Origin of the sequence: Falsirhodobacter xinxiangensis (assembly GCF_004959935.1) — a bacterium.
Taxonomy (GTDB): domain Bacteria; phylum Pseudomonadota; class Alphaproteobacteria; order Rhodobacterales; family Rhodobacteraceae; genus Falsirhodobacter; species Falsirhodobacter xinxiangensis.
The window spans coordinates 141,135-164,952 of sequence record NZ_SMYN01000007.1 but is presented as its reverse complement, the minus strand read 5'-3'; the positions used below and the strand labels follow the sequence as shown (position 1 = coordinate 164,952).

At 65.7% G+C, this 23,818-nt stretch carries 22 protein-coding genes; 12 read left to right on the top strand and 10 right to left on the bottom strand.

From position 1 onward, the window contains the following. Positions 1-93: 93 nt before the first annotated feature. Positions 94-852, top strand: coding sequence for a GntR family transcriptional regulator (locus tag E2K76_RS10900; protein ID WP_136684328.1), 759 nt, complete (start codon positions 94-96; stop codon positions 850-852). On the opposite strand, the gene E2K76_RS10895 is transcribed toward E2K76_RS10900, so the two are convergent. The 7 genes from E2K76_RS10895 to E2K76_RS10865 all read right to left on the bottom strand — a co-directional run bounded on the left by E2K76_RS10895 (position 849) and on the right by E2K76_RS10865 (position 8,227). Beyond that, the gene (locus E2K76_RS10895; protein ID WP_136684327.1) at positions 849-1,595 is read right to left on the bottom strand and encodes a maleate cis-trans isomerase family protein; all 747 of its coding nucleotides are present in this window, start codon (positions 1,593-1,595) and stop codon (positions 849-851) included. The two genes, E2K76_RS10900 and E2K76_RS10895, sit on opposite strands and share 4 nt — an antisense overlap. Positions 1,596-1,605: 10 nt before the next feature. Then, positions 1,606-2,793: an FAD-dependent oxidoreductase gene (locus E2K76_RS10890; RefSeq protein WP_136684326.1), complete on the bottom strand. Its 1,188-nt coding sequence runs from the start codon at positions 2,791-2,793 to the stop codon at positions 1,606-1,608. A 102-nt stretch (positions 2,794-2,895) separates the two neighbouring features. Then, a complete protein-coding gene (locus E2K76_RS10885) occupies positions 2,896-4,011 on the bottom strand; it encodes an iron-containing alcohol dehydrogenase (RefSeq protein WP_136684325.1) in 1,116 nt (371 codons plus the stop codon). Positions 4,012-4,072: 61 nt separating this feature from the next. Beyond that, the gene (locus tag E2K76_RS10880; RefSeq protein ID WP_136684324.1) at positions 4,073-5,353 is read right to left on the bottom strand and encodes a TRAP transporter large permease; all 1,281 of its coding nucleotides are present in this window, start codon (positions 5,351-5,353) and stop codon (positions 4,073-4,075) included. Continuing rightward, complete coding sequence (locus E2K76_RS10875; protein ID WP_136684323.1) at positions 5,350-5,847, bottom strand: TRAP transporter small permease; 498 nt, start codon at positions 5,845-5,847, stop codon at positions 5,350-5,352. The genes E2K76_RS10880 and E2K76_RS10875 overlap by 4 nt, the downstream gene beginning before the upstream one ends. Beyond that, a complete protein-coding gene (locus E2K76_RS10870; protein ID WP_136684322.1) occupies positions 5,847-6,818 on the bottom strand; it encodes a TRAP transporter substrate-binding protein in 972 nt (323 codons plus the stop codon). The genes E2K76_RS10875 and E2K76_RS10870 overlap by 1 nt, the downstream gene beginning before the upstream one ends. A gap of 11 nt (positions 6,819-6,829) precedes the next feature. After that, positions 6,830-8,227: an FAD-dependent oxidoreductase gene (locus tag E2K76_RS10865; RefSeq protein WP_169053271.1), complete on the bottom strand. Its 1,398-nt coding sequence runs from the start codon at positions 8,225-8,227 to the stop codon at positions 6,830-6,832. 262 nt (positions 8,228-8,489) lie between these two features. On the opposite strand from E2K76_RS10865, the gene E2K76_RS10860 reads away from it, so the two are divergent. The 6 genes from E2K76_RS10860 (at position 8,490) to E2K76_RS10835 (ending at position 15,345) form a co-directional block, all read left to right on the top strand. Further along, positions 8,490-9,887: an MmgE/PrpD family protein gene (locus E2K76_RS10860; RefSeq protein ID WP_136684376.1), complete on the top strand. Its 1,398-nt coding sequence runs from the start codon at positions 8,490-8,492 to the stop codon at positions 9,885-9,887. Continuing rightward, positions 9,884-10,444 carry a TRAP transporter small permease subunit gene (locus tag E2K76_RS10855; protein WP_136684320.1) on the top strand — a complete coding sequence of 187 codons (561 nt, stop codon included), beginning with the start codon at positions 9,884-9,886 and terminating at the stop codon, positions 10,442-10,444. The genes E2K76_RS10860 and E2K76_RS10855 overlap by 4 nt, the downstream gene beginning before the upstream one ends. Positions 10,445-10,446: 2 nt before the next feature. Next, positions 10,447-11,736 carry a TRAP transporter large permease gene (locus E2K76_RS10850; protein WP_136684319.1) on the top strand — a complete coding sequence of 430 codons (1,290 nt, stop codon included), beginning with the start codon at positions 10,447-10,449 and terminating at the stop codon, positions 11,734-11,736. A 23-nt stretch (positions 11,737-11,759) separates the two neighbouring features. Next, positions 11,760-12,770 carry a TRAP transporter substrate-binding protein gene (locus tag E2K76_RS10845; protein ID WP_220432211.1) on the top strand — a complete coding sequence of 337 codons (1,011 nt, stop codon included), beginning with the start codon at positions 11,760-11,762 and terminating at the stop codon, positions 12,768-12,770. Between the two features lie 284 nt (positions 12,771-13,054). After that, positions 13,055-13,981, top strand: coding sequence for a LysR substrate-binding domain-containing protein (locus tag E2K76_RS10840; RefSeq protein ID WP_136684318.1), 927 nt, complete (start codon positions 13,055-13,057; stop codon positions 13,979-13,981). A gap of 89 nt (positions 13,982-14,070) precedes the next feature. Further along, positions 14,071-15,345 carry an amidase gene (locus E2K76_RS10835; RefSeq protein WP_136684317.1) on the top strand — a complete coding sequence of 425 codons (1,275 nt, stop codon included), beginning with the start codon at positions 14,071-14,073 and terminating at the stop codon, positions 15,343-15,345. Here E2K76_RS10835 and E2K76_RS10830 read toward each other — a convergent pair. Then, positions 15,311-16,375: an LLM class flavin-dependent oxidoreductase gene (locus tag E2K76_RS10830; protein WP_169053270.1), complete on the bottom strand. Its 1,065-nt coding sequence runs from the start codon at positions 16,373-16,375 to the stop codon at positions 15,311-15,313. The two genes, E2K76_RS10835 and E2K76_RS10830, sit on opposite strands and share 35 nt — an antisense overlap. Before the next feature lie 219 nt (positions 16,376-16,594). Between E2K76_RS10830 and E2K76_RS10825 the strand changes: the two genes are divergently transcribed. From E2K76_RS10825 to E2K76_RS10805, 5 genes are read left to right on the top strand one after another with little or no spacing between them, the layout of a single operon-like run. After that, positions 16,595-17,710 (top strand): sugar ABC transporter substrate-binding protein, encoded by a 1,116-nt coding sequence (locus E2K76_RS10825; RefSeq protein ID WP_169053269.1) that lies wholly within the window; start codon positions 16,595-16,597, stop codon positions 17,708-17,710. Continuing rightward, positions 17,707-19,233 carry a sugar ABC transporter ATP-binding protein gene (locus E2K76_RS10820; RefSeq protein ID WP_136684314.1) on the top strand — a complete coding sequence of 509 codons (1,527 nt, stop codon included), beginning with the start codon at positions 17,707-17,709 and terminating at the stop codon, positions 19,231-19,233. Before E2K76_RS10825 ends, E2K76_RS10820 begins: the two co-directional genes overlap by 4 nt. Beyond that, the gene (locus E2K76_RS10815) at positions 19,205-20,200 is read left to right on the top strand and encodes an ABC transporter permease (RefSeq protein WP_136684313.1); all 996 of its coding nucleotides are present in this window, start codon (positions 19,205-19,207) and stop codon (positions 20,198-20,200) included. The genes E2K76_RS10820 and E2K76_RS10815 overlap by 29 nt, the downstream gene beginning before the upstream one ends. Then, entirely contained in the window at positions 20,197-21,015 is an 819-nt protein-coding gene (locus tag E2K76_RS10810) for an NAD-dependent epimerase/dehydratase family protein (protein WP_136684312.1), read from the top strand. Before E2K76_RS10815 ends, E2K76_RS10810 begins: the two co-directional genes overlap by 4 nt. Further along, positions 21,012-21,725, top strand: a complete 714-nt coding sequence (locus E2K76_RS10805; protein ID WP_136684311.1) for an SDR family NAD(P)-dependent oxidoreductase — start codon at positions 21,012-21,014, stop codon at positions 21,723-21,725. The genes E2K76_RS10810 and E2K76_RS10805 overlap by 4 nt, the downstream gene beginning before the upstream one ends. Here E2K76_RS10805 and E2K76_RS10800 read toward each other — a convergent pair. Both E2K76_RS10800 and hisD read right to left on the bottom strand, forming a co-directional pair. Next, positions 21,722-22,447, bottom strand: coding sequence for an SDR family NAD(P)-dependent oxidoreductase (locus E2K76_RS10800; protein ID WP_246032942.1), 726 nt, complete (start codon positions 22,445-22,447; stop codon positions 21,722-21,724). The two genes, E2K76_RS10805 and E2K76_RS10800, sit on opposite strands and share 4 nt — an antisense overlap. Beyond that, positions 22,447-23,757 (bottom strand): histidinol dehydrogenase, encoded by a 1,311-nt coding sequence (gene hisD / locus E2K76_RS10795; protein ID WP_136684309.1) that lies wholly within the window; start codon positions 23,755-23,757, stop codon positions 22,447-22,449. Before hisD ends, E2K76_RS10800 begins: the two co-directional genes overlap by 1 nt. Between the last annotated feature and the right edge of the window lie 61 nt (positions 23,758-23,818).

Below are 23,818 nucleotides of genomic sequence, written 5' to 3'. Positions count from 1 at the left end.
TGTGACTTGTCCATACCAAAAGGCGATATTCGGTTGTATATGGCCGTTCTCACACGTCTCGTGTAAGGGTGGGCCGTGCCAAAGGGGAATGACATGCAGGATCTGGTTCAGACAAATGGCGCGGAAGGTCCGCTCTATTCCCGCATCCACCGCGAACTGGGCGAACGCATCATGCGCGGCTCCTATCCCGTCGGCGCGCTGATGCCGACCGAGGTGGAGCTGGCCGCCGAATTCGGCACCAGCCGATCCACCATCCGCGAGGCGCTGCGCAGCCTGACCGAAGACGGCTATGTCGAACGCCGTCAGGGTATGGGCACCCGAGTCATCGCGTCCGAAATCAGCGCGGGGTATCACCAGTCGCTGAACTCGATCCACGAATTGCAGCAGATCGCGCTGGACACCTATATGGTGATCCTGTCGGACGAACAGGTGGCGCTGGACGATGCGCTGGCCCCCCGCGTCGGTGGCAAGACGGACGAGGTCTGGGCCAAGGTCAGCGGCATCCGCTGGACCGCGCCGGGCGGGCGGCCGATCTGCTTCATCGAAAGCTATGTCCCCGGACGGCTGGCCCATGTGGTGCCGGAATTTCACGGGTTGCAGGGGTCTTTCTTCGACCTGCTGGAACGTCGGTCGGGCGAGGCGGTGCGCGAGGTGCAGCAGGACATCCGCGCGGTGCAGATGCCGGTGCGGATCTCGCGCATGTTGGGATTGCCGGACGGGGCGCAGTCGCTTCAGCTTCTGCGCCGCTACATTACCGATCGTGGCACGCTGATCGCGTCGTGCAACTGGCATCCGGCGGATCAGATGACCTACCGGATGCAGATCAGGCGGGGGCGCGGCCCGCAGGATTAATGGTGGGACAGCAGTGATCCGAAGCCCTGCACCTTGTCCTGGATGCCGTTCATCCGCAGCGCGTGCCAATAGGTTGCGGTGTTGACGGCGATGACCGGCTTGTCCAACCAGAATTCGGCCATCGCGCCGACGCGGGCCATGGCAAGGTTGGTGCCCGCCTGAACGATCGCCTCGACCGACGGATCGTTCACCTCGATGATCGCGTCGCGCAGGGTCTGTTCGGTTTCATGCGCGATCAGCATGGGGCTTTTGCATTTCAGGCCTTTGACCGTCACGACCTCGTATCCGCAATCGGTGAAGAACTTGCGCACCTGTTCGTCGCCGATGGGCATATAGGGGGTGACGACGGCGATGCGCTTGACGCTGCCGAACTGGGCCAGCGCCTCGCGGCAGGCGTCCGAACCCATGGCGACGGGCATTCCCGCGCGTTCCTCGACCTGCGCCTTCAGGGTATCGGCACGTTCCTTGCCGTCCCAGAACGTCTCCGCCGACATGCCCATGATCAACGCGCCGGGCGAGCAGGTCTTGACCGCGTCGATGGCGTTCATCGTCTCGGCGCGGATGCGCATGACCAGCTCGTTGAAATCCTCGTCCGAGTGGACGGGATCGTCGGGGATCACGATGCGGGAAAAGTGGTTGGTGACCCCAACGGGGCGCATGTCGTCGAACTCGGGCTGGACCGAGGTGTTGGTGGACGGCGCGATCACGCCGAATTTCATGCGGTAGCCAAGGCTGTCGGTCATCGTGTTTCCTTCAGGCGACGTCTTCGAGGTCTTTGAGCGATTGCAGCATGGACGAGCCCATCAGATAGGCCTTGTGCCGCGCCGGATCGGCGGCGATGGCGCGCAGATCGTCATGGTGGCGGGCGCGGGCGGCGGGGTCGTTTTCCTGCATGATCTTGCGGTTGCGGATCGACTGTTGCTGGACGGTGTCGATGCAGACCTTGCGCCGCTGGCGTTCGTAGCGGCCCATTTCGGACAGGTCGGCGCCGTGCCAGATGCGGATCAGCTTTTCCGTCAGGTTCACCGCGTCATGGATGCCGCCGTTCATGCCCATCCCGCCCAGCGGGTTGTTCAGATGCGCCGCATCCCCGGCAAGGAAGGCGCGGCCCTTGACGTATTCCTTGGCCACCCGCTGATGCACGCGATAGGCGGTGGAATGCACGATGCCATATGCGCCGTCCTTGGGGCACAGCTTCTGCAGCCGCGCCTCCATCTTGGCGGGGTCCTTGATCTCGGCATCGGTCAGGTTCGGGTCGGTCGGCAGCAGCACGCGCCACAGGGTCGGCGTGCGCAGCAGCACCGCCCATTCGCTGGGGTCGGTGATATAGGCGATGGGGGCCAGATCCTCGATCGACCGGTTGAAGTCGTGTTCGGTGGACATGGACAGGAAAATCTCGGGGATGGTCAGCCCCTCGAACTCGATCCCCAGCGATTTGCGGGTGGCGCTGTGCGCGCCGTCGCAGCCGATAAGGTAGCGTCCACGGAAGGTTAGCGGCTCGCCCTCGTGTGTTGCGTGAACGGTGACGCCGACATCGTCCTGTTCGACCGAGGTGACGCGGGTGTGGTAATGGGTGTCCACCTTGTCGGTCTTGGCGAAACGGTCGCGCAGCGATTCCGCCAGCTTCCACTGTTCGCATTGCAGCCGGTAGGGATGGCGCGTCTCGCCCTTCAGGTGGCCAAGGTCGAATTCCGCCACGACGCCTTCGTTGCGGTCGCGGAATTGCCATGTGGGGCAGATCAGCCCGCGCGCCACCAGCTCGTCCGAGATGCCGAAACGGTCCAGCATGTCCAGCGTCGGCGGATGGAAGGTCGAGGCGCGCAGGTCTTTGGGCACCTCGTCATGCGCTTCGATGACGGTGACGGGGATATCCGCCTCGGCCAGGCACAGCGCAGCCACGAGGCCGACGGGACCGGCCCCCACGATTATGACGCGATCCATGCGCGTTACCCCCTGTTGGAAGGATATGTATATCTTATTTGGCTGTATCTTGCGAAATAGGTATCTACAAATCAATCGCAAATGCGACGCGCTGCAAAGTTTTCACCATGCCGCGCGATAGATGGCCAGCGCATCCGCCTGTGTCACGGGGCGGGGGTTGTTGACCAGCAGACGTTGCTGCTTCATCGCTTCGCCCGCCATGGTGTCCAGCGCGGTTTCGGGAATGTCCAGATCGCGCAAGCGGGTGGGCATGTTCAGGCGCCGGGTCAGCGCCTCGATGGCGGCGATGAAGGCATCGCAGCCGGAAATGCCCGGAAATGCGTCGGCGGCGATCTCGGCATAGGTTTGCGCCGCGACGGGGGCGTTGAACTTCAGCACCGACGGCAGCACCAGCGCGTTCGACAGGCCGTGCGGGATATGGAACATCCCGCCCAGCGGATAGGCCAGCGCGTGAACCGCCGCGACAGGCGAATTGGCGAAGGCCTGCCCGGCCAGCATCGAACCCAGCAGCATCGCCTCGCGCGCGGGAAGGTTCGCGCCGTCATGCACCGCCGTTTCGATATTCGCCCCCAGCAGGCGCAGCGCCTCGCGTGCCAGAAGGCGCGACATCGGGTTGTTGCGCGGGCTGGCCGAGGCATAGGCCTCGATCGCGTGAACCATGGCATCCACGCCCGTTGCCGCCGTGATCTGCGCCGGAAGGCCCAGCGTCAGTTCCGCATCCAGCACCGCCACATCCGGCAGCAGCAGCGCGCTGGAGACGCCGCGTTTTTCTGCGCCGACGGTGATGATCGCGACGGGCGTGACCTCGGACCCCGTTCCGGCGGTGGTGGGCACCAGCGCGAGCGGCAGGCGCGGGCCGGTGGCGTTGTCCACGCCCCAAGCGGCATCGACATCCTGCCCCGAGCCAAGCAGAAGCGCCGCCAGTTTCGCCACGTCCAGCGACGATCCGCCGCCGAAACCGATGACCGCCGCCGCATCGCGGCCCGCCGCGACCGCAGCCATCAGCGTGTCCAGCGAGGGGTCGGCCTCCACCGTGTCGAAAACCGTGACCGTCTTGCCCGCGGCGCGCAGCGCGTCGATGGCAGGCTCGGCCAGCCCCAGTCTGCGGATGCCGGGATCGGTGACGAACAGCACGGTATCGCCGGGCAGCGCGATCTGCGTGGCGGCACCGGGCCGGAAGATGATGGACGGGGTCGTGTTGAAGGTGAATGGCGGCATGGGTTCCTCCCTTGCCACCATTGTTCGCATCATTTTGGGCGTTACAAGCGCAAATGTTCGGTCAATATCCGGCCAGCCGTGGCAGGAACAGATACAGTTCGGGCCAGAAGATGACCGAGATCGTGACCCCGAACTGGATGGCGATATAGGGCCACGCCTCGCGCAGGATCTCGCCCACCTTCAACCCGGTCATGCCCGACATCAGGAACAAGAGCGCCCCCACCGGCGGCGTCAGCATCCCCACGATCAGCGTCAGGATGAAGACCAGCGCGAATTGCAGCGGGTCGATCCCATAGGACGTGGCCATCGGCGCAAAGATCGGCACCAGCATCACATAGGCCGCCGTCGATTCCATGAACATCCCGATCACGACCAGCATCAGGAAGACCAGGATCAGGAACACCGTCGGGTCCTCGGTGATGCCTTGCAGAAGCGTGCGCAGTTCGGTCGGCAGATGCGCGATGGACAGAAGGAACGTCACGGTCGAGGCGAAGGCGATGATCACCGTGACCACCCCCGTCGTGAACCCCGCATGCATCAGCGCCGCGCCGAAATCGGCGATCTTCAATTCCTTGGTATAGAACAGGCCCAGAAGCGCCGACAGGACGACCGCGATGGCCCCGCCCTCGGTCGCGGTGAAGGCCCCGCCCATGATGCCGCCGATGATGATGACCGGCAGCGCCAGCACCGGAAGCGCGCGCAGCCCCGAACGCAGCGCGACCTCCATGCGGAACGGCTGCCCGGTCAGGGGAAAGCCGCGCCGTTTGGCGGCAAAGAACACCCATGCGCACATCAGCACCGCGATGATGACGGCGGGCATGACGCCGCCGATGAACAGCGCGGGCAGCGACAGGTCCGGCCCCGCGATGGTGGCATAGACGATCATCGCCGTCGAAGGCGGCAGGATCGGGCCAAGGTTCCCCGTCGCCGCTATCAGCGCAGCGCCAAAGGGCCGCCCATAGCTGCGTCCCAGCGGACCCATCAGCGCCGACCCAAGCGCCGCCGCATCCGCCACCGCCGTTCCCGAAACCGAGGACAGCCCCAGCCCCGATCCGACCGTGACATAGCCAAGCCCGCCATGCACCCGCCCGATCAGCGTGTTGGCAAAGTCGATGGCGATGCGCACGATGCCGCCGCGCACCATCAACTCTCCCGCCAGCATGAAGAACGGGATCGCCAGAAGCGGAAAGGAGTTGATGGCGAACATCATCTTCGAGGCCATCATCTCGATCGGCAGGCCACTGGCCCAAAGCCCGATCAGCGCCGCGACGCCAAAAGCGAAGGCCAGCGGTATCCCCGCAAGGCAGGCGGCAAAGAAGGACAGGCAGATGACGGGGGTCATGGCAGGCTCTCCAACTGTTCGGACAGATCGCGCAGGGGGGGCGTTCCGCGCAGAAGCTGCGCCGTCAGATGCACGATCGACCATGCCGACCCGATCGCCAGCGGCCAGAAGAACGCCGCCGCCGTCAGCGGCAGGGTGTTCAGCGATTCATAGGACCGCGCGCCGATGCTGATCCATGCGCCCATGAACACGACGCCCATCAGAAGGATCGACAGCGCCGTGCCGATGCGGAAGACCAGCCGCCGCGCCACCTCGGGCAGGGCATCGGTCGGGCTGGTGATCGCGACGTGCAACCCCCGCGAGACGCCCAGCGGCATCATCAGAAAGCTCATCCACACAAACCCGAGGCGGCTGAGCTCCCCCGCAAAGACCAGCGAATGGCCCAGCAGATAGCGGCCGAACACGTCGGCGCTGGTCACGACCACCACCAGCGCCATCGCGGCGGCGATGCCCGCCATGAACAGCCGGTCCACATATCCAAGTGCGCGGTCCATCACTGCGCCTGTTCCAGCGCGTCAAGAAAGCCGTCCACCGTCGCATCGCCCAAGGATGCGCGCACTTCGGCCTCGACCGGGGCGGCGGCGGTGCGGAAGGCGGCGACCGCTTCGGGGGTCAGGGCGGTGATCTCCAGCCCCGCATCGGTCAGGATCTTGCGCTGGACGGCATCGTCGGCGGCGGCCTGTTCGCGTTGGGCAAGCGTTGCCAGTCGGCCCGCCTCCAGCACGGCGGCCTGATCCTCGGGGGACAGGCCCTCGAACACGCGGCGGCTGACGGCAAAGACCATCACGTCGAAGAAATGCCCGCTTTCGGTGATGTATTGCTGACCCGCATCGACCAGCCGCAGGTTGTTGATGACGGAATAGGGGTTCTCCTGCCCGTCCACGATCCCTTGGCTGAGCGCGGCGAACAGTTCCGACCCGTCGATGGTCGCGGGCGATGCGCCCAGCGTGCGGAAGGTGGCGATATGGACCGGATTGCTTTGCAGGCGGATCTTCAGACCCTCCAGATCCTCGGGGCTGGCGATGGGCCGGACGCTGTTGGTCAACTGGCGAAAGCCCAGCTCCATGAAGCCCAGGACGATCAGGCCCTTGTCCGCGAATTTCTCCTTCAGCCCTTCGCCGAAGGGGCCGTCGAACACGCGGAAGGCCGTTTCGCGGTCGGGAAAGACGAAGGGCATGTTCGACACGCCGATCTCCGGCACCTGCGAGTTGAAGAACGCCGAGGAGACATAGACGCCGAAGTTGATCCCGCTTTGCGCCTGATTGACCATTTCGGGGGCGGGGCCAAGTTCGCTGTTGGCGAAGATCGACACGGTATGGCCGGTCATCTCCTCCAGCTTCGGGGCGAAAACCTCGCGGATCGCGCGGGTGGACACGTGGTTGTCGCCAAAGCCCGATCCGAGGCGGAATTCGTCCGCAACGACCGGCGAGGCCAGAAGCGCGCAGGCGCAGATGATCTTGAGCATGATTTTCCCTGTCAGTTTTTTATGAGTTTCGCGGCGGATTCGCCGGCCAGCCGTCCCAGAACCACCGCCATCGCCAGACCCGCCGCAGGCAGATACCCGTCGCAGCCGGTGCCCGAGATGGAGCAGGCCGCGCCGCCCCCCGCGAACAGGTTGGGCAGGCGGCTGCCATTGGGGCGCAACACCTGCGCGCCGCCATCGACCATCAGCCCGCCTTGGGTGTGGAACAGCGCGCCCGTGGTGCGGATGGCATGAAGCGGCCCCGTCGCCAGCGGCGCGGATGCGGTGAAGTCGCGGCCGAAGGGGCAGGGGATCTCGCCCCGCACCATGCGGCGGCTGTCCTCCAGCGTTTCGGCCAAGGCGTCGGCGGGCACGCGGATCGCCTCGGCCAAGGCGGCGGCGTCCGGGGCGCTGCGAACCGCGCCAAGGCGGGCGAGGTCGGCAAATTCCGGCAGATGTTCGACCAGCGCGCGGCGGGCATCGTCGAAGACGATCCAGCCGAAACCCTCGGGCTGGCGCAGGATGTTCAGCGACTGGGCCGAGATGTCCTTGTTCTCGTTGGAGAACCGCTGCCCTTCGGCGTTGACGGTGATCCCGCCATGCATGACGACCTCGTAGTTGACGATGATGCCATAGGCATCGGCCAGCGCGCCGTAGCCTTGGAACGCATCCATGCAGCCGGTCGCGGCGCCAAGGGCCATGCCCCATTCGATGCCTTCGCCCTCGTTCCCCTCATGCCCGAAATAGCGGTAATAGGGTGCCTGCCCGAAATCGGGGATGTGTTTGCGCACCATGTCATGGTTCGCGCCGAACCCCGACGTCGCCAGCACCAGCGCCTTGCAGCCGATCGTCTCCTCGCTGCCGTCGGCGCGGCGCATCTTGACGCCGTTCACCTGACCATCCGCCCCGGCGAACACCTCGGTCACATGCGCGCCGGTCACCAGATCGCCGCCCGCCGCCGCCAGCGCGCGGATCAGCGCGCCGTGCAGTTCCTCGCCCGTGCGGCTGGGCACGCCATGCATCCGGTTCACCGAATGGCCGAAGAACCCCGCCCAGGATATGTTCAGCCGGAACGGGATGTCGTGCCGTTCGACCAGCCAGTCGATGGTCGCGCCGGAATGGTCGGCCATGGCGCGGGCGATGATGGGGTCGGCCTCGCCCTTGCTGCGGGCCATGATGTCGCGCAGGAACTGGTCCGCGCCATCCTCGATCCCCTGCGCCGCCTGAAGCTTCGATCCTGCCGCGCAGACATAGCCCTGCGACATCGAGGTGCTGCCGCGCGGCGTCTCGTCCCGTTCCAGCACCAGCACCTCGGCCCCGCCGTCGCGCGCGGCAAGCCCCGCGCAAAGCCCGGTGGCACCTGCGCCAACGACCAGCACCTCGACCTCGATATCATATGTTTGGGGGTTCATTGGACATGCCTTCTTGGGGCCGCGAAAGCGGGCGATACGTGGCGGTCGCGGCGGATCATTCATGGCCGGATGCGGCCCTGGCATCCGACCTTAGCGGCGGATGCGCGCACGGGTGCCAGAGTTTTTCTCAACTCCGCCCGGCAGTTTTTTGACATTTTGCCGCGGGGTGGCCGCGTGCCTTCATGGATGCCAGACCTCTGGCCCGCGCCGCCTCGCGGACCCTCCGGGCCTCTGCCTTGGAAAGGGAACAAGCTTGACCGACATGACGAACCCGCTGCCGTGGCTTGCCCGGCGCATCATCCGCACAGGCTATGACGACCTGCCGCAGAACGCGGTGGCGAAGGCCAAGACATTCCTGATCGACACCTATGGCGTCGGGGTTGCCGGGTCCGCCGGGTTCCGGCTGGACAGCATCATCAAGGTCGCCCAAAGCTGGGGCCGCGCCGACGAGGCCAGCGTCTGGGTCGGCGGCCAGCGCCTGCCCGCCGGGGCGGCGGCGTTCGTGAACGCCTATCAGATCCACTCGCTTGAATTCGACTGCGTGAACGAAGAGGCGGTGCTGCACCCCTTCGCCACGATCCTGTCGGCGGTCATGGCCTATGCCGAGCGGCGGTCGGCGCAGGGCTACCCGGTTTCGGGGCGCGATTTCCTGACGGCGGTGACGATGGGGGTCGATATGTCGATCTTCCTTGGCAAAGCCTCGGCGGGGCCGATCGCGTTCTTCCGCCCCGCGACGGCGGGCGGTTTCGGCGCGGTCGCGGCGATCGGCAAGCTGGAAGGCTTTGACGAGGACACGCTGATCCGCGCCTTCGGCAACCAATACGGCCAGACCAGCGGCACGCTTCAGCCGCATGTCGAAGGATCGCCCCTTCTGGGGATGCAGGTCGGCTTCAACGCTCGCGCGGCCATCGCGTCGTGCGATTTCGCGCGCGAGGGGATTTTGGGGCCAGCGGATGTGCTGACCGGCCAATACGGATACTTCCGCCTGTTCGAGAAGCCGGAGATCGACATTCCCTTCGCCATTTCGGAACTGGAGAAGCATTTCCAGATCGAGCGGATGGCGCACAAGCCCTATCCCTCGGGGCGGCTGACGCATGGGGTGGTGGACGGGCTGAAACGCCTGATCGCCGCGCATGGCTTCGCGCCCGACGACATCGCCGCCATCCATGCCGAAGTGCCGCAGCTGGTCGCCCGTCTGGTGGGCCGCCCCGACGTGCCGGACCCCGCGCCGAACTATGCCAAGCTGTGTCTGGCCTTCGTGGCGGGGACGTATCTGAATCACGGCGCGGTGGATGTGGAACATTTCATCGGCGAGGCGCTGCGCGATCCGCGCACGCATGACTTCGCATCCAAGGTCACGGTGTCGCAGACGGACAACCCCAGCCACAGCGCCATGTCGCCCTTGTCGGTGACGGTCACGCTGGCCTCGGGCGCGGTGCATCGGGTGGATATCACCGCCGTCTATGGCCATGCCGACAACCCGCTGACCGAGGCCGAGAATCTGGACAAGTTCTGGCGCTGCTGGCGGCGGGTCGGCGCGTTGACCGAGGCGCAGGGGCAAAAGCTGCTCGACACGGTCATGGGGGTCGAAACGCTGGCCGATGTTTCGGTGATCCCGCGGCTTCTGGTGGCCGATCCGGCGCTGCGGGTGGCGGTATGATCGACCGCATCGCCACGCTTTTCGCCCGGCTGGGCGGGCTGATGATCATGCTGATCGCGGTCGCCGTCGCGGTGGATGTGTTCACACGCAACATCTTCGGGCGCACGGTGCTGAACTCGTTCGAGATCAGCGCCTATCTGTTCGCCATCGCGATCAGCTTCGGGCTGTCCTTTACCGCGCTGTCGGGCGCGCATATCCGCGTGGACATCCTGCTTCCGCGCATGCCTGCGGTGCTGCGGCGGGCATTGGACTTCGCGGCGTTCCTGTCGATGGCGGCGATGGGCCTGTTCCTTGCATGGCATGGCGGGCTGCTGGCCATGGAAAGCCTTGAACGCGGCGTCGTGTCGGCCTCGGCTGCGGCGGTGCCTTTGGGCATTCCGCAGGCGATCTGGGCAGCGGGGTTCCTGATGTTTGCGCTGACCTCCTGCCTTCTGGCGGCGCGCCATGCCGCCTGCCTGATCGCGCGGGACGGCGATGCCGCCGACCGCATCGGCCGTTTCGGCGCCAATGAGGAAGCCGCCGAAGCAATCGATGACGCCCGCCAGATGGAGGCCTGAGGATGTTTCCCACCCTTATCACCGTCCTGTTCGGCCTTCTCGCCCTCGGCATTCCCGTCGCGGCGGTGCTGGTCATCGTCACGCTGGTTCTGGATCACAGCTTTTCGTTCTTCCCCGTCCTTCCGGTGGTGGGCGAGATGCTGTGGGGCGGATCGACCAGCTTCACCCTGATCGCGGTGCCGCTGTTCATCCTGACCGGAGAGTTGCTGCTGTCCTCCGGCATCGCGGCGGGAATGTTCATGGCCATCGACCGCTGGGTCCGGGTCATACCGGGCGGTCTGCTGCACACGATCATCGGGTCCAGCGCGCTGTTTTCGGCCACATCCGGATCGTCCGTGGCGACGGCGGCGACGATCAGCACCGTCGCCATCCCGCAGATGAAGGCCGGCGGATACGCGCCGCCGCTGTTCCTCGGCTCCATCGCGGCGGGCGGCACGCTGGGCATCCTGATCCCGCCGTCGATCAACATGATCATCTATGGCGTGCTGTCGGACCAGTCGATCGGGCAGCTTTACCTTGCCAGCTTCATCCCAGGACTGATGATGGCGCTGATCTTCTCGGTCATGGTCTTTGCGATGTGCAGGCTGGACCCCGCAAAGGGCGGTCGCCGCGAAGCCCCCGCGACATGGGCCGAAAAGATCGAATCCCTTCCCGCGCTGGTCCCGCCGCTGCTGCTGTTCGTGCTGATGGTCGGCTCCATCTATCTGGGCATCGCCACCCCGACCGAGGCCGCCGCGCTGGGCTTTCTGGCCGCGCTGGCGCTGGCGGCGTGGCGCAGGAAGCTGTCGATGGCGGTGCTGGTCCATGCGGCGGAACGCACGATGCGCACCACCTGCATGGTCATGCTGATCGTGCTGGCGGCGCAGCTTTTGAACTTCGTCATGGTGTCCATCGGGCTGGCAGACCAGATCAAGACCGCCGTCGCCGCGCTGAACGCGCCGCCGCTGGCGATCCTTGCGGCCATCGTCATCATCTACATGGTGCTTGGCTGCTTCATGGAGACGCTGTCGCTGATGATCGCGACGACGCCCATCGTGGTGCCGGTGATCGTCGGCATCGGATACGACCCCGTCTGGTTCGGCGTCGTCTTCATGATCCTGATCGAGATGGCGCTGATCACGCCGCCCATCGGCATGAACCTGTTCGTCGTCCAGTCCGTGCGCGGCGAGGGGAACTTCAACGATGTCGCCATGGGCGCGCTGCCCTTCGTGGGCGCGATGCTGGTCATAGTGATCCTGCTGATCGCGCTGCCCGATCTGGCGCTTTGGCTTCCCGATTTCGTGCGGGGATAGCCCGCCCACAAAGGAGACGACGTATGAGATACCTGACCCTTGCCGCGATCCTTGCGGCCCAGACCGCCGCTGCCCAGACCTTGCCGGAAACGCAGGTGAACGTGGTGGGCAACCTTGGCACCACCACGCAAAGCCGTCTGCTGGAGACGCCCTTCTGGACCGAAAAGGTGACAGAACTGTCGGACGGCGCGATCACCGCCCGCTTTCGCCCGATGAACGAGCTGGGGCTGAAAGGCCCCGAGATTTTCGGGATGGTTTCCAAAGGGGTGATGAACGTGGCCACCGGCGCGATGGGGCATCATTCGGGGCATGATCCGATCAACGACGGCAACGATCTGGCCGGGATGTCGTCGAATTTCGACGAGTTCGAAACCGCGACCCGCGCCTTCTTCCCGATCCTTGAAGCATATTATCGCGACAGGCTGGGGCTTCAGCTTCTGTCGCTGCATTCCTATCAGGCGCAGGTCGCCTATTGCGGCGTGCCGCTCACGGGGCTGGCCGATCTGCGCGGCAAGCGGGTGCGGACTTCGGGGGCGTCGCAGGCGGATTTCATCGCCTATCTGGGCGGATCGCCCGTGGACATGGCCTTTGGCGAGGTGCAGCAGGCGCTGGATCAGGGCGTGATCGACTGCGCCATCACCAGCACGGTCGGCGGCTATACCGCGCGCTGGTATGAAGGGTCGAGCCATATCCTCGATCTGCCGATCAACTTCGGCGCGGGGGCCACGGTCGCGAATGCGGGCTGGTTCGACGGCCTGGACCCTTCGGTGCAGACGTTCCTGAAGACGGAACTGGCCAGCCTGATGGACCAGATGTGGGACCAGAACCGGCGCGAGGATCGCGAGGGCATCGCCTGCAGCACTGCTGGCCCCTGTTCCCTGGGCGATCCGGCGGGGCTGGTTCTGGTGACGCCCACGCCCGAGGATCTGGCGCTTCAACAGCAGGCGTTCACCGAGGCGGTGCTGCCGGGGTGGCTGGCCCGCTGCGGCGACGATTGCGAGGGGGTCTATGAAAAGATGACCGCGACGAACTGAAAAAGTTTGCAAGCGCATGCAGACATTTGGAATCCCCCGGCTTGGGGGATTCCGCTTCAGCCGATTCCCCGCAAACAAACGAAGGATCGACCGCATCCCCGAAAGAAAATCCGGCACCGCGTCAACAAACGGTTGCCTGAACGCTTGCGTATTCATCACAATGGCAATGGGCGCACAGCCATGCGGCAGCAGCCGGCTTCCCCTGCGTGATGTGCCCCGTTGTTCTTTGCCGGACCGACTTCCTCCCCGTCAATTTTGTTTACCCCTGCGGAAAGGAATAGGCGATGCGGAAGCGAATCCCACTGAATGCCATCCGCGCTTTCGAGGCGGTGGCGCGCAATGCGTCCGTCGCCCGTGCGGCGGACGAACTTTGCGTGACCCCCACTGCCGTCAGCCACCAGATACGGCTGCTGGAGGAGTTTCTTCAGGCGGAACTGTTCCAGCGCAAGAACGGTCGGATGTTCCTGACGCCCGAAAGCTCGGCCAACCTGTCGGCGATTTCGCGCGCCCTGGACCTGATCGACGATGCCGTGATGGCCATGAACCGCAGCCCCGAGGAACGCGAGCGCAGCTTCACCGTCGCGGCCTCGGCTTCGGTTGCGTCCTTCTGGCTGATCCCCCGCATCGCCAGCTTTCTGGCCGAAGACCCCGATCTGGACCTGAACCTGTCCACCTTCCTGTCGCGCAAAGAGGCCGAGACGCGCGAATGCGACATCCGCATCTGCAACTGGCGCTGCCATCTGGACTGTCTGGTCGAACCCTTGGTCGAGGAGGAGATCCTGCCGGTCTGCGCCCCCTCGCTTGCCCAGCGTTACGACAACGATCACGCCGAGATATTGCGCCGCGGCCTTCTGGTGCATGTGGACCGGACGCAGATGGGATATGAGGGCGGCGATCATCCCGACTGGGCCAAGTATCTGGGCGAATACGGTATCCTGCGCCCCGACGTGATCCACGGCCCCCGGCTGAACCAGTCCGGCACCGCGATCGAGGCGGCGCGGGCCGGTGTCGGCGTGATCCTCGGCCGCTCGCTTCTGATCGAGGAGGCGCTGCGGCAGGGCGATCTGATCGCGGTGGGCGAATCCTTCCCGGCCCGAAGTTCGTATTTCATGCTGACGGCGCGGCAATCGGGCAGCCGCGCACGGTTCCAGAAATTCAAGGACTGGATGATCGAATCGGTGCGGCCCAATCCGCTGGTCCACGCGCTGTGAGGAAAAACTCAGCCCGCGCGTGAGGAAACTTCGCGCGCGCGGGCGACTGCTTTCTGCTCAGATTTCCATCAGGCGAAACGGAGGCTGGAATGAAAGTGGTGACGGCACGGACCATCGCGGCAGACATCAGGGACGGGCGGCGAAGCGCCCCGCAGATGGTCGAGGAGGCGCTGGCGACGATCGCCCGCATCGACCCGCAGGTGCAGGCGTTCGAATTCGTCGATCCGGCCATCGTGCGCGCGCAGGTGCGGCCGAATGGCGTGCTGGCGGGGGTGACGGTGGCGGTCAAGGATGTGATCGCAACGCGCGACATGCCGACCGGCCATGCCAACGCGCGTCACGCGGGCACGTGGACGGGCACGGACGCCGCCTGCATCGATACGCTGCGCAGCGCGGGCGCGGTGATCCTTGGCAAGACGGTCACGACCGAATTCGCAGCCACGGGGCGGGGCGGGCGCACGCGCAATCCGCACGATCTTGCGCGCTCTCCGGGTGGGTCGTCATCGGGTTCGGCGGCGGCGGTGGCGGCGGGGATGGCGATGCTTGCGGTCGGCTCGCAAACGGGCGGGTCGATGATCCGGCCCGCATCCTTTACCGGCATCTGGGGGTGGAAGCCGACATGGGGGACGATCTCGAACGAAGGGGTGAAGGCGTTTTCTGCCTCTTGCGACACGGTGGGGTTCTTTGCCCGTGCGGCAGACGATCTGGCCCTTCTGGCCGAGGTGTTCGATCTGGACCCCGCCCCGCGCCCCGCCACGCTGCACGGCCTGCGCATCGGGCTGTGCCGCACGCCGGCATGGCCGCGGGTCGAGCCGCCCATGCGCGCCGCCTTCGACCGGGCCGCGGCCATCCTGCGCCATGCCGGGGCCGGGGTGGAGTGCCTGACCCTTCCGCCCGCCTTCGGTGGCCTGCATGACGCCCAGATCCGCATCATGCTGCGCGAGGGGCGGATGGCATTCCTGAACGAATACCGTGCTGCGCCGGACCTGCATTCCGAATTCCGTGCGATGGTCGAAAATGCCCAGCACCTGACGCCGGACCAGATGCGCGCGGATTATGCGCTGGCCGACAGGTGCCGTGCCGCGCTGGACGATGTGCTGTCGGATTTCGATGCCATCATCGCCCCTTCGGCCTGTGGCGAGGCGCCGAAGGGGCTGGGCTGGACCGGCGATCCGTCGGTGAACGCGATGTGGACGCTGCTGGGTGTGCCGGTCGTGTCCGTGCCCGGTCTGACGGGCGTGACGGGCCTGCCGCTGGGCATCAGCGTCATCGCCCGCCGTTATGCGGACCGCAGCGCGATCCGCGTGGCCGAACTTGCCGGCGCGGCCTTTACAGCGGCTGGCGAGAGGTCATCCGCGGCATGACGTTGGCGATGAAATCGGGCACATCGGTGCTGAAATCCGGGAAGGTCAGGCACACGCCGTGCAGCCCGCTTGCCGCCAGCCGATCCAGATAGGCCGCAACCTTGTCATAGGACGCCGCGATGCAGGGGATCGACATGAAGGTCACGGTGGCCGGATCCAGCTTCAGGTAATCGGCGCGGTTCACATCCATACCGGATGCGCGCAGGAATTCCTGGATCGCGTCCTCGTCGCGATTGTTGAGGTAGGTCTGGCGCTCGGCCTCCGCCTCGGCATCGGTCGGGGCGGCGATGACGTTCAGCAGGGTATAGGACCGCACCTGCCGCCCATGCGACGCCGCCATCCCGCCGATCTTGTCCACCACGGCGGCAAGCTGTTCCGGGGTGTCGTTCATCCGGCCCACGAACGAGAAGTCCGACTGGCGCGAGACGAAATCCAACGCGCCATCGGACTGGCCCGCGCAGACGATCTTCAGCGGGTTGGCGGGTTTGGGTTCGGACCGGCAGGCCCCCAGCGTGAAATACTTGCCGTCGAAATCGACCTCCTCCTCGGACCAGAGGCGTTTGAGGATGGTCAGGTATTCATCCGCATATTCATATCGGTTGAGGTAGTAATCGTCATCCGACCACAGCCCCATCTGCGCATATTCGAACTTGTTCCAGCCCGCGACGATGTTGACGCCGAATCGCCCGCCTGCGACCTGATCGACCGTGGCCGCCATCTTGGCCAGCACCGCGGGGTTCACCGTCCGCACGGCGCAAGAGGCGAACAGCTTGATCCTGCTGGTTACCGCCGCCAGCGCCGACATCAGCGTGAAGCTTTCCAGCGCCGCGTCCCAGTGCCGCGTCTCGCCGCCGTAACCGCGCCATTTCACCTGCGAAAGCACGAAATCCATTCCGCCCGCTTCGGCCGCAAGCGTCACGTCGCGGTTCAATTCCCATGTCGGCTCGTTCTGCGGTGGCGTGCCCTTGGCAATGATCAGCCCCCCGCGCGTGCTGGGAAGAAACAGGCCAAGTTCCAGGTATCCGGTCATCGTTCGTCTCATTGATGATTGCGCATTCAACATCCGCGCAATTTGATCCCGCTGTCAAGAATGCTGTCACGGCCCGTTCATAAATGCATGAAAAACGGACGTTTATGCTTTTCACGCTTGGGGGCATGCAGGGCAGTTGACAAAAAACGGAAATGGGAAAACTCTGTTTGCAAGCGTATGCGAAATGCGCATCCAACATGTTCACCAGGGAAATCACCAATGCAGTCGACCTGCCGGATTACCGTCCTTGCGCTTGCCTCCACCTTCCTTGTTCCCTTTGCCGCCCATGCCGATCCCGTGGCCGAGGGGCTTGCCCGCGCGACCCAGATCGTCGAGGAGCATCGCGCCGTCCCGACGTTTCAGGCACCGGGCGAGTCGTTCGACATCCGGGCCGTCGCGGCTGGCAAGAAGATGCTTTCGATCCCCAACACCAGCTCCAACCAGTTCCTGAAGGGGATCATCCGGCGCGAGATCGAGGTGGGCAAGGAAATCGGCCTTGAAGTGCGCGAGTGGGAAAATCAGGGCCAGCCGAACCAGTGGGTGCAGGGCATCGAATATGCCATCGCCAACGACTTCGACATCGTGGACCTGATTTCCGGCGTAAATCCCGCCGTGATCGAACCGCAGCTGGAGGCGGCGAAGGCCGCGGGCGTGCAGGTCTTCACCTCGCATTTCTATGACCCGTCGCAAGAGGCGAACCCGCTGCTGGCGGGCGATCTGCCGTTCAGCTTCTATGGTCAGGGCTGGATCATGGGGAACTGGGCGATCCACAAGACCGAAGGCGCGGCGAACGTGATCGTCGTGAAATCGGACGAGGTGCCGCCGACCGAGCCCTTGGTGCGCGGCATCCGCGATGCGTTCGAACAGAACTGCCCCAACTGCACCATCCTGACCGAAATCAACGTCGGCATCACCGAATGGGGCACCAAGATCCAGCCCGCGGTTCAGGCGGCGCTTCTGTCCAACCCCACCGCCAACTATGTCTTTCCCATCTATGACAGCATGAGCCAATTCGTCGTGCCTGCGGTCGAACTGACCGGCCGGGGCGAGATGGTGAAGATCGCGACCGGCAACGGCACGCCCTTCGTTCTGGACTTCATCCGCGAAGGGCGGGTGGAGATGGATGTGGGCGAAAGCCTCGACTGGGTCGCGCGGGCGACGATCGACGGATACATGCGCAAGCTGGCCGGGCTGGAGATGCCCGAGGAACTGGCCGTCCCGCTGTATATCTTCGACGAGACGAACATCGAAACCGCCGGCACCCCCGCCGAGGCCAACAAGGGCTATGGCGATGAATATGTCGCAGGCTTCCACGAAAACTGGCAGCTGAAATGAGCGTCCCGGCGCTTCGCGTCAGCGGGATCGCCAAGACATTCGGGGGCGCCCGCGCGCTCAAGGGGATCAGCTTCGAAGTGGCGGCGGGCGAGGTTCACGGCCTTCTGGGCCAGAACGGGTGCGGAAAATCGACCTTCGTGAAGGTGCTGGCGGGGTTTCACGCCCCCGATCCCGGCGGCACGATCGAGGTGTTCGGCAAACCGCTGCCGTTCCCCATGCCCCCCGGCGCGTTCCGCGATTACCGCATGGCCTTCGTGCATCAGCATCTGGGGCTGGTGCCGACGCTGACGGTGCTGGAAAACCTGCGGGTGGCGTCGATCACCGCGCGCCGCGCCCGCGTCAACTGGCGCGAGGAACGCGCCGCCGCCCGCGCCACCTTTGCCCGGTTCGGCGTCTCGCTGGACCTGAACGCGCGCACGGGCAGCCTGTCGCAAACCGATCAGGCGCTTCTGGCGATCATGCGCGCCGCCGAGGATCTGCGCGGCGCGGACGGCCCCGGCCTGCTGATCCTGGACGAACCGACGCCGTTCCTGCCGAAAGAGGGCGTGGACCGGCTGTTCGCGCTGGTCCGGCAGGTGGTGGGGCATGGTGACAGCGTCATCTTCATCTCGCACGATATCGACGAGGTGCGCGAGATCACCGACCGCGCCACGATCCTGCGCGACGGGTTGGTCAGCGGCACCCTGACGACCAAGGGGTCCAGCCATGACGATTTCGTCGAAGGCATCATCGGCCGCCGCATCGCCCGCAGCGTCACCGCGCCCGCCGTCACGCGCGGCCGGACGCTTGCCCGCGTCACGGGCGTTGCGGAACCCGGCCTCGACATCCCCGCGCTGGAAGTGGCCGAGGGCGAGATCCTCGGCCTGACCGGGCTTTTGGGGTCGGGATACGAGCGCGTCCCGTATCTGATGTTCGGTGCGCGCGAAGCCACGGTGGGCGATCTGCACATGGGCGGGAAAACCACCCCGCTGCGTTCCATGACGCCGAAAGCGGCCATTGCGCAGAAGATGGCGCTGCTGCCCTCCGACCGTCCGGGCGCCAGCGGCGTTCCGGGGCTGAAGGTGCGCGACAACATGCTGCTGCTGGAGCTGGACGACTTCATGGGCCGGTTCGGGTTGAACCTGCGCGCCATGGGCCGCCGCGCATCCGCGCTTTCGGCCGAATACGAGGTGCGCCCCGCCAATCCCGACATGCGTCTGGGCCAGCTGAGCGGGGGGAACGCGCAGAAGGTTCTTCTGGCCAAATGGATGATCCGCAATCCCGATCTTCTGCTGCTGGACGAACCGACCCAAGGCGTCGATGTCGGCACCCGCCAGCAGATCTATCGCGTGATCCGCGATGCGGCGGCGCGGGGGGCGGGGGTGATCTGCGCCAGTTCCGACGCCGAACAGCTTGCCGATCTTTGCACGCGCGTTCTCATCTTTTCGCGCGGGCGTATCGCGGTCGAACTGACCGGCCAAGACATCACGAAAGACAGTATCGCAGAGGCCTGCTATGGACACTCCACTCTCGACGTCGCCTGAACGTCGGCGCTTCAACGTGGCGGATTTCACGGAACGGTTCGGGCTGGTTTTGGTCTGGATCGTCATGATCGCGGGTTTCGGCATCCTGCTTCCGGGCATCTTCCTGTCATGGATGAACTTTTCGATCATGTTCGCCACGCAAAGCCCCGGCGCGGTGCTGGCGCTGGCGCTGATCATTCCGCTGACGGCGGGGGATTACGATCTGTCGGTCGGCGCGACGTTGACGCTGTCGGCGGTGACGGTGGGGGTGCTGAACGCGGTCATGGGCCTGCCGCTGGGCGTGGCGGTTCTGGCGGCGCTGGCAGGCGGGGTCGCGGTCGGGCTGGTGAACGCATTCTTCATCGTCTATGTCCGCATCCCGTCGCTGGTCGTCACGCTTGGCACCACGTCGGTCATCACCGGGCTGGTGCAGTGGATGACGAATTCGTCCACCATCGGGGGGATTTCGCCGACATTGGTGAACATGGTCATGCGCGGGCGGCTGTTCGGCATCTCCTATGCGTTCTACTACGTCATCGCGATCGCTTTGGCGATCTGGTTGGTGTTCGAGTTCACGCCCTTGGGCCGCCGTATCCTGTTCGTGGGCCGCGGGCGCGAGGTTGCGCGCCTGTCCGGCATCGACGTGGGGCGGGTGCGGGTCGGCTGTCTTGTCGCCTCGGCGCTGCTGTCCTCGATCGGCGGGCTGGTCTATGCGGGGCTTCTGGGCGCGGCGGACCCGTTCTCGGGGCTGAACTTCCTGCTGCCGGCGTTCGCGGCGGCCTATCTGGGGGCGACGGCGATCATTCCGGGGCGGTTCAATCCGTGGGGGGCGGTCATCTCGGTCTATTTCCTTGCGACCGGCATCACGGGGCTGACGATGATGGGCATTCCGCTGTGGGTGACCAGCGTGTTCAACGGCGCGGCGCTGATCCTTGCCGTCACGGTTTCGCAATTCGTGCGCGGACGGCAGGAGACGGATATCGGATGAAGGTTCTTGTCACCGGCGCGGCAGGGTTCATCGGGCGCCACCTTTGCGCCCGGCTTGCGGGGCACGAGGTCGTCGCCACCGACATGGCGGATGCGCCCCATGTCCATGACGTCCGCGCCATCCCGCGCGAGCTGATGGCGGGCTGCGATGTGGTGATCCACGGCGGCGGCGTTTCCGGACCGATGGTTCTGGCCGATCGCCCGGCCGAGGTGATCGACATCAACGTGGCCGGCACCGCGCGTCTTCTGGAGATGGCGCGGGATCTGGGGGTGGGGCGGTTCATCGGCCTGTCGTCGGTTTCGGTCTATGGCGATGCGGACGGCATCGTGACCGAGGATGCCCCCCTGCGCGCCACCAACGCCTATGGCAGCAGCAAGGCCGCGGCCGACCTGTTGATCCGCACCTATGCCCGATATGGGCTGGACACGGTCGCGCTGCGGATCGGCTGGGCCTATGGTCCGGGGCGGGTGACGGATGCGCTGATCCAGCCCGTGGTGCGCGGCGAGCCGGTTGCGGCGGGTGGCGCGCACCCGCTGCAATTCGTGCATGTGGATGATGTGATCCGCGCGGTGCAGGCGGCGATGACGCGCGGCACGTCCGGCGCGGCCTATAACATCGACGGGGCCGAGGTGCTGACGGTGCAGCAGATCTGCGCCATGATCGCGGATGTTCCGGTGGGGCAGGGGCTGCTGCCGGGCGTGGACCTTCAGGGACCGATGGACCTTTCGGCAGCGGCCCGCGATCTGGGCTGGGCGCCGCAGGTTCCCTTCGCGGACGGGCTTGCGGATTGGGTCGCCGCGCTGAGGGCGGCATGACGTTCGCGGGCAAGACCGTCGTCGTCACCGGCGCGGGCAGCGGCATCGGGCTTGCGCTGACCTTGCAGCTTTGCGCCGCGGGGGCGCGGGTTCTGGCACTGGACCGCCGCTTTCCCGCCATGCCCGAAGGTGCCGAATGCCTTGCCACCAATGTCTGCGACATGGGCGAATTGGCCGAAGCCGCCCGTCACGTCCCCGACGGCGTGCACGGCATCGCGGCGATGGCCGGGATCGAGATGGGCGGGCGCATCGACGAGCTGGACATCGCCGCATGGCACCGCGTGTTCGAGGTCAACGTCTTCGGCACGGTTCGCACGATCCAGACCTTTCTGCCGGCGTTGCTGCGCCACAAGGGGTCCATCGTGCTGTGTTCTTCGCAACTGTCGCTGGCGGCTGCGCGGAACTGTCCGGCCTATGCCGCGTCCAAGGGGGCGATCAACACCCTTTGCCGCAGCCTTGCGGTGGACCACGCCGCAGAGGGCATCCGCGTGAACGCCGTCGCCCCCGGCGCGATCGAAACGCCCATGATGACCCGCGCCTTTCGCGGCCAGCCTGACTGCGTGCGCGCCGCGATCCGCGCAAGGCACGCGATGGGGCGGTTCGGCACGGCGGATGAAGCCGCCGCCGCCGCCGCCTTCCTGCTGGGCGACGGGGCCAGCTTCATCACCGGCGCCATCCTGCCGGTGGACGGGGGCTGGGCCGCAGCCTAATCCGCCGTCCAGCCGCCATCCAGCATCAGGGCACTGCCCGTCATCAGCCCCGCCGCGTCCGAGGCGAGGAAGACCGCCGCGCCCGCGACCTCGTCCACCTGCCCCAGACGGCCAAGCTTGATCTTGGACAGGACCGATGCGCGAAAGGCCTCGTCCTCGAAGAACGGTCTGGTCATCGGGGTTTCGATGAAGGTCGGGCAGATGGTGTTCACGCGGATGCCGTGGGGGCCAAGTTCGACCGCCAGCGCCTTGGTGAACCCTTCCAGCGCCCATTTCGACGCGCAGTAAAGCGTGCGGTTCGCCGCCCCCACATGCCCCATCTGCGAGGACATGTTGATGACCGACCCGCGCACCCCTTCGGCCACCATGCGCCGCGTCACCGCCTGCGCGGCAAAGATCGCGGCGCGGGTGTTCAGGCCCATGACGGCGTCGTAATCGTCCTCGGTCACTTCGGACAGCGGTTTGGGGCGGTTGGTGCCGGCATTGTTGACGAAGATGTCAAAGGCCGGGCGGTCGTTCATCAGCGCGGCAAAGCCGGCCACATCGGTCACATCGGCGACCAGCGCATGGCCGATGCCCTGCGCCGCCGCCTCGACCTCGTCCCGGCTGCGGGCGCAGAAGGTGACCTCTGCCCCCGCGTCCGCCATCGCGCGCCCGATGGCGAGGCCGATGCCACGGCCCGCCCCCGTCACCAGCGCGCGGCGACCGTCCAGCCGGAACATCATTCCGCCGCCACGCCGTAGGGCACGTTCCGCCCGCCATAACGGCGCACGCGGATGTTGCACTGTTCGGCATGGCCCACAAACCCTTCCAGCATGCACAGGCGCGAGCCATAGGCCCCGATCATCGCCGCCGCCTCGTCCGTGGTGATCCGCTGATAGCTGTGGGTCTTGAGGTATTTTCCAACCCAAAGCCCGCCGGTGTAACGCCCCGCCTTCTTGGTCGGCAGCGTGTGGTTGGTGCCGATCACCTTGTCGCCATTCGCGACGTTGGTCCGCGCCCCGAGGAACAGCGCGCCATAGCTGTGCATGTTATCCAGATACCAGTCGTCGCGGTCGGTCATCACCTGCACATGTTCGGAGGCGATGTCGTTGGCGACGGCCAGCATCTCGTCATGCGTGTCGCACAGGATGACCTCGCCGTAATCCTGCCAACTTTTGCGGGCCGTGTCGGCGGTGGGCAGGATCGCCAGCAGACGGTCGATCTCGGCCAGCGTGCCTTCCGCCAGCTTGCGGCTGTTCGTCAGCAGAACGGCGGGCGAGTTGTAGCCGTGTTCGGCCTGTCCCAGCAGGTCGGTCGCGCAAAGTTCGGCATCCACGGTGTCATCGGCGATGACCATGGTTTCGGTCGGCCCGGCGAACAGGTCGATCCCGACGCGGCCGTAAAGCTGGCGCTTCGCCTCGGCCACGAAGGCGTTGCCGGGGCCGACCAGCATATCGACGGGCTGGATCGTTTCGGTGCCGATCGCCATTGCGCCGATGGCCTGAATGCCGCCCAGCACATAGATTTCATGCGCGCCGGCCATGTGCATGGCGGCGATGACGGCCGGGTTCGGCTCGCCTTTGAAAGGCGGGGTCGCGGCGATGATGCGCGGCACGCCCGCGACGGCGGCGGTCAGCACCGACATATGGGCCGAGGCGACCATCGGGAACTTGCCCCCAGGAACATAGCAGCCGACCGACTGCACCGGGATGTTGCGATGGCCAAGGATCACGCCCGGAAGCGTCTCGACCTCGATATCCTGCATCGAATCCCGCTGCGCCTGCGCGAAATTGCGGACCTGTTCCTGCGCAAAGCGGATGTCTTCCAGATCGGAGGGCGACACGCGGGCGATCAGCGCGTCGATCTGGTCCTGCGACAGACGGAAGCTTACGGGGGTATAGCCGTCGAACTTCGCCGCCATCTCGCGGACGGCGGCATCGCCGCGGGCTTCGATATCGGCAAGGGCGGCTTCGACCGAATGGCGGACCTTGGCGTCGTCCTCGCTGCGGGCATCGCTGGGTTTTCCGGTCTTCAGGTATTGGACGGGCATGGCTTCCTCCTGTTGTCACGATCAATAAGAAGGACGCGCGCGAAGGCTCAAGCCCGCGCTT

Coding starts and splice junctions, on each gene's coding strand:
- E2K76_RS10900 (WP_136684328.1), top strand. CDS start 94: ATGCAGGATCTGGTTCAGACAAATGGCGCGGAAGGTCCGCTCTATTCC.
- E2K76_RS10895 (WP_136684327.1), bottom strand. CDS start 1,595: ATGACCGACAGCCTTGGCTACCGCATGAAATTCGGCGTGATCGCGCCG.
- E2K76_RS10890 (WP_136684326.1), bottom strand. CDS start 2,793: ATGGATCGCGTCATAATCGTGGGGGCCGGTCCCGTCGGCCTCGTGGCT.
- E2K76_RS10885 (WP_136684325.1), bottom strand. CDS start 4,011: ATGCCGCCATTCACCTTCAACACGACCCCGTCCATCATCTTCCGGCCC.
- E2K76_RS10880 (WP_136684324.1), bottom strand. CDS start 5,353: ATGACCCCCGTCATCTGCCTGTCCTTCTTTGCCGCCTGCCTTGCGGGG.
- E2K76_RS10875 (WP_136684323.1), bottom strand. CDS start 5,847: ATGGACCGCGCACTTGGATATGTGGACCGGCTGTTCATGGCGGGCATC.
- E2K76_RS10870 (WP_136684322.1), bottom strand. CDS start 6,818: ATGCTCAAGATCATCTGCGCCTGCGCGCTTCTGGCCTCGCCGGTCGTT.
- E2K76_RS10865 (WP_169053271.1), bottom strand. CDS start 8,227: ATGAACCCCCAAACATATGATATCGAGGTCGAGGTGCTGGTCGTTGGC.
- E2K76_RS10860 (WP_136684376.1), top strand. CDS start 8,490: ATGACGAACCCGCTGCCGTGGCTTGCCCGGCGCATCATCCGCACAGGC.
- E2K76_RS10855 (WP_136684320.1), top strand. CDS start 9,884: ATGATCGACCGCATCGCCACGCTTTTCGCCCGGCTGGGCGGGCTGATG.
- E2K76_RS10850 (WP_136684319.1), top strand. CDS start 10,447: ATGTTTCCCACCCTTATCACCGTCCTGTTCGGCCTTCTCGCCCTCGGC.
- E2K76_RS10845 (WP_220432211.1), top strand. CDS start 11,760: ATGAGATACCTGACCCTTGCCGCGATCCTTGCGGCCCAGACCGCCGCT.
- E2K76_RS10840 (WP_136684318.1), top strand. CDS start 13,055: ATGCGGAAGCGAATCCCACTGAATGCCATCCGCGCTTTCGAGGCGGTG.
- E2K76_RS10835 (WP_136684317.1), top strand. CDS start 14,071: ATGAAAGTGGTGACGGCACGGACCATCGCGGCAGACATCAGGGACGGG.
- E2K76_RS10830 (WP_169053270.1), bottom strand. CDS start 16,375: ATGACCGGATACCTGGAACTTGGCCTGTTTCTTCCCAGCACGCGCGGG.
- E2K76_RS10825 (WP_169053269.1), top strand. CDS start 16,595: ATGCAGTCGACCTGCCGGATTACCGTCCTTGCGCTTGCCTCCACCTTC.
- E2K76_RS10820 (WP_136684314.1), top strand. CDS start 17,707: ATGAGCGTCCCGGCGCTTCGCGTCAGCGGGATCGCCAAGACATTCGGG.
- E2K76_RS10815 (WP_136684313.1), top strand. CDS start 19,205: ATGGACACTCCACTCTCGACGTCGCCTGAACGTCGGCGCTTCAACGTG.
- E2K76_RS10810 (WP_136684312.1), top strand. CDS start 20,197: ATGAAGGTTCTTGTCACCGGCGCGGCAGGGTTCATCGGGCGCCACCTT.
- E2K76_RS10805 (WP_136684311.1), top strand. CDS start 21,012: ATGACGTTCGCGGGCAAGACCGTCGTCGTCACCGGCGCGGGCAGCGGC.
- E2K76_RS10800 (WP_246032942.1), bottom strand. CDS start 22,447: ATGTTCCGGCTGGACGGTCGCCGCGCGCTGGTGACGGGGGCGGGCCGT.
- hisD (WP_136684309.1), bottom strand. CDS start 23,757: ATGCCCGTCCAATACCTGAAGACCGGAAAACCCAGCGATGCCCGCAGC.